The sequence below is a fragment of the Acidovorax sp. SUPP1855 genome (assembly GCF_030158955.1).
In the GTDB taxonomy this organism is placed as follows: Bacteria; Pseudomonadota; Gammaproteobacteria; order Burkholderiales; family Burkholderiaceae_C; genus Paracidovorax.
In genome coordinates, this window is the sequence record NZ_BQXI01000073.1 from 1 (window position 1) to 3,171 (window position 3,171).

Annotated in this window: 4 protein-coding genes, 2 pseudogenes and 1 other annotated feature; of the genes and pseudogenes, 5 read left to right on the plus strand and 1 reads right to left on the minus strand. The window is 60.5% G+C overall.

Going from position 1 to position 3,171, the window contains the following annotated elements:
• Positions 1-462 precede the first annotated feature (462 nt).
• The 5 genes and pseudogenes from AVMA1855_RS26385 (at position 463) to AVMA1855_RS26680 (ending at position 2,882) form a co-directional block, all read left to right on the plus strand.
• The gene (locus tag AVMA1855_RS26385) at positions 463-729 is read left to right on the plus strand and encodes a transposase (protein WP_284427990.1); all 267 of its coding nucleotides are present in this window, start codon (positions 463-465) and stop codon (positions 727-729) included.
• A 113-nt stretch (positions 730-842) separates the two neighbouring features.
• Complete coding sequence (locus AVMA1855_RS26390; protein WP_284427991.1) at positions 843-1,208, plus strand: hypothetical protein; 366 nt, start codon at positions 843-845, stop codon at positions 1,206-1,208.
• An 8-nt stretch (positions 1,209-1,216) separates the two neighbouring features.
• On the plus strand, positions 1,217-1,423 hold the full coding sequence (locus tag AVMA1855_RS26395; protein ID WP_284427992.1) for an integrase core domain-containing protein: 207 nt from the start codon (positions 1,217-1,219) through the stop codon (positions 1,421-1,423).
• 30 nt (positions 1,424-1,453) lie between these two features.
• Positions 1,454-2,685 (plus strand): annotated as a pseudogene (locus AVMA1855_RS26400) (IS3 family transposase).
• Positions 1,732-1,848: a sequence feature (AL1L pseudoknot), on the plus strand. It overlaps the preceding pseudogene by 117 nt.
• 41 nt (positions 2,686-2,726) lie before the next feature.
• Positions 2,727-2,882, plus strand: a complete 156-nt coding sequence (locus tag AVMA1855_RS26680) for an integrase core domain-containing protein (RefSeq protein ID WP_349817130.1) — start codon at positions 2,727-2,729, stop codon at positions 2,880-2,882.
• Between the two features lie 24 nt (positions 2,883-2,906).
• On the opposite strand, the pseudogene AVMA1855_RS26750 reads toward AVMA1855_RS26680, so the two are convergent.
• Positions 2,907-3,171 (minus strand): annotated as a pseudogene (locus AVMA1855_RS26750) (hypothetical protein); the annotation flags it as partial.

The following is a 3,171-nucleotide window of genomic DNA, read 5'->3' on the forward strand; positions in this document are numbered from 1 at the left end:
ACCCGGCCACAACTCAAAACCAACCTTTCTTGTCAGACTCTCCGGACAACTCAGTCATCCGTCTCACCTGCCAAGCCCGCAAGTATAGACCACTTTTCCCACACCCGTAGGAGAAAGATGACAAAAAATTGTCATCAAACCCCTCCTCCCAACACAGCCTGCACCGCATCACTAACTGGATTGCCCGCCCGGTCCTGTAGACCACCCCAACCTCAAGCCGAGGCGCGTTCAAACTCTTCGGAAAATGATACTGCCGAGATGGTTGTGGCCGAGGGTTCGGTGGTAGAACGCCTTGATGTAGTCGAAGACATCGGGGCGCCCCAAATCCCTAGTTTTGTAGATACGCTTTTGGATGCGCTCCTTTTCGGGCTGCTGAAGAACGACGCGACGACGGCATTGTGAAGCCTCCTCGAAATCTTGATCCAACTGGGAGTAGAGAATCCAAACCCATGGAGCCTCTACATGAAGAAATCCAGATTCACTAACAGCCAGATCGTTGCGATCCTCAAGGAGGTCGAGCTTGGCGGCAAGGTTGGCGAGACGTGCCGCAAGCACGGCATCAGCGAGCCGACCTACTACAAGTGCAAGAGCCGCTTCGCCGGCATGAACGTGTCGAGCCTGGCGCAACTGCGAGAGTTGCAGGACGAGAACGCGCAGCTCAAGCGCATGTACGCGGAGCTGGCGCTGATGCACAGCGAGCTCAAGGATGTCATCGAGCGAAAGCTCTGACCCCGGAGCGCCGCGAGCGGGTCGTGCAAGCGCTGATGACGGACCATGGCTTGAGCCAACGTCAAGCCTGTCGAGCCAGCGGGATCGCAAGATCCACCTTGCGCTACAGGGCCGTGGCTCGCGACGATTCCGGGGTGATCGAGTTCCTCGAACAGCACATCGCGGTGAACCCGCGGCATGGCTTCGGCCTGATCTACGACAGTGCTCGCCATCAAGGCAAGCTCTGGGGCAAGACCGTGATGTGGCGCGTGTACTGCGATCTCAAGCTCAATCTGCCCAGGCGCGGCAAGAAGCGATTGCCCGCGCGCATCAAGCTGCCCTTGGACCGCGCGCGCGAACCCAATCAGCACTGGAGCTGCGATTTCATGGCCGACGCGCTCTGGTCGGGGCGGCGCTTCAGGACGTTCAACGTCATCAACGAGTTCAACCGCGAAGCGCTGCCATCGAGGTCGACACGAGTCTGCCGGCAGCGCGCGTGATCCGGGCCTTGAGCGAACTGGTCGAGGTGCGCGGCGCGCCGTTGTCGATCCGGTTGGACAACGGGCCGGAATTCATCGCCCAGGCGTTATGCGACTGGGCCGCTGCTAAAGGCATCGAGCTACGTCACATCCAACCCGGCCAGCCTACCCAGAACGCCTATGTCGAGCGCTTCAACAAGACCTACTGCACCGAGGTGAATCGCCCCGGGTTTTGAGGAGGCTCAACACTCTGAGAGGATTGAGCCATGAAGAAGACGAACAAGTTCTCGCCTGAGGTGCGTGAGCGTGCAGTGAGGATGGTGCAGGAGCACCGTGGGGAGTACCCGTCGTTGTGGGCCGCCATCAAGTCCATCGCCCCCAAGATTGGCTGTGTGCCGCAGACCTTGAACGAATGGGTCAAGCGCGCAGAGGTCGACGCTGGCGTGCGTGAAGGCGTCACGACCAGCGAGGCTCAGCGGGTCAAGGAACTGGAGCGCGAGGTCAAGGAGTTGCGGCGGGCCAATGAGATATTGAAGCTGGCCAGCGCGTTTTTCGCCCAGGCGGAGCTCGACCGCCGGCTCAAGTCCTGAAGGACTTCATCGACAAGCATCGCGATACCTTCGGGGTCGAGCCGCTCTGCAAGGTCTTGCAGATTGCTCCGTCGGCTTATCGAAGACATGCTGCGCTGCTGCGCGAGCCACACAAACGCTGCGCTCGGGCTTTGCGAGATAAGCAGTTGATACCGCAGATTCAACGCGTCTGGCAGGCCAACATGCAGGTCTACGGCGCTGACAAGGTGTGGCGCCAACTGGGGCGCGAAGGCGTGAGCGTGGCTCGCTGCACGGTCGAGCGCCTGATGCGCAAGCTGGGGCTGCGCGGTGTGATGCGCGGCAAGGTCGTGCGCACGACCGTCGGTGATGCCAGGGCGCCATGCCCGCTGGACCGGGTCAACCGGCAGTTCCGTGCCGAGCGACCGAACCAGTTGTGGGTGAGCGACTTCACCTATGTCTCGACTTGGCAGGGCTGGCTGTACGTGGCCTTCGTCGTTGACGTGTTTGCCCGTCGCATCGTGGGTTGGCGCGTGAGCAGCTCAATGCGCACTGACTTCGTGCTCGATGCGCTGGAGCAAGCCCTGTACGCCAGACAGCCCGAACGCGACGGCAGCCTGGTCTGTCACTCCGACAGGGGGTCGCAATACGTCAGCATTCGCTACACGGAGTGACTGGCCGAAGCTGGCATCGAGCCATCCGTGGGCAGCAAGGGCGACAGCTACGACAACGCTTTGGCCGAGACCATCAACGGGCTGTACAAGGCCGAGTTGATTCATCGTCGAGCGCCATGGAAGACCAAGGAGGCGGTGGAGTTCGCGACCCTGGGATGGGTGTCCTGGTTCAACCACCATCGCCTGCTCGAGCCCATCGGCTACATACCGCCGGCAGAGGCTGAGGCAAACTACTACCGGCAACTCGCCAATCAGGCCGCCACGGTGACGGCCTGACTTAAACCAAACAGCCTCCGCGAATCCCGGGGCGATTCAAGGTGCTGGACTGCTACGTCTTCGACTCGTTGGCCGAGGTGCGAGCCATGACTGCCGATTGGCTTCAGCGCTACAACCACCATCGACCACATGAAGCGCTGGGTCGCGTGCCGCCAGTCGAGTACCGTATAAAACGATTCCCTGACCTCTACTTCTGACTGGCACAGGAAATCAAGGAGGCTTCAATTGTCCCCGCGGTCCATGCTCTGCTCTAAGTTGCGGGCTGTGCAGAAGCGTTTGAAGTCGTCGCTTTCATATTGGCTGGCTTGCTCGCTATGAACTAGGATCCCCTGCTGGGATTTGCGGCGCCACACCGCCATCAGGGAACCTCTCAAAACCCATCCGGTCCCTTGTTGATCGAGAACGCGTGCTCCATCCTTTGCCATGATCACTCCCCGTAGCGCCCTGAAGTTCGACCTGTTCGCTGAGGCCTCGCGCCAACACAAG

Excerpts from the sequence above, each read along its gene's own strand:
- AVMA1855_RS26385 (WP_284427990.1), top strand. The coding sequence starts at position 463 with ATGAAGAAATCCAGATTCACTAACAGCCAGATCGTTGCGATCCTCAAG.